The 421-nt window shown below is 74.6% G+C and carries 1 protein-coding gene; it reads left to right on the top strand.

Annotated features, from left to right (window positions below; genetic code table 11):
* Positions 1-421 (top strand): cytochrome P450 (locus LPA42_RS33460; protein ID WP_228987155.1); only part of this gene is annotated, 421 nt, incomplete at both ends.

The following is a 421-nucleotide window of genomic DNA, read 5'->3' as shown; positions in this document are numbered from 1 at the left end:
CTCCCAGGGGGTGCTGGCGCTGTTCGAGCACCCCGCCGAGCGGGCCCGCTGGGCGGCCGACCCGGGGCTCACCCGCACCGCGGTGGAGGAGATCGTCCGCTGGACGAGCCCGATCACCTGGATGCGCCGGACGGCGACCCAGGACGTCGAGCTCTCCGGGCAGCAGTTCCCGGCCGGCTCGAAGTTCCTGCTCTTCTACGCCGCGGCCAACCGGGACCCCGCCGTCTTCGCCGATCCGCACCGGTTCGACCTGTCCCGCGACCCGAACCCGCACGTGGGCTTCGGCTCGCGCGGCCCGCACTTCTGCCTCGGCGCCCACCTGGCGCGGCGCGAGATCGGCGTCGCGTTCCAGGCCTTCGCCCGGGAGCTGCCCGACCTCGAGGTCTGCGGGGAGCCGGCCCGACTGCAGTCGTCCTTCGTC

It is taken from the genome of Micromonospora sp. DH13 (assembly GCF_020873825.1).
Lineage (GTDB): Bacteria > Actinomycetota > Actinomycetes > Mycobacteriales > Micromonosporaceae > Micromonospora > Micromonospora haikouensis.
Note: the sequence above shows the minus strand (reverse complement) of the source record. Positions and strands in the feature narration are given on the sequence as shown.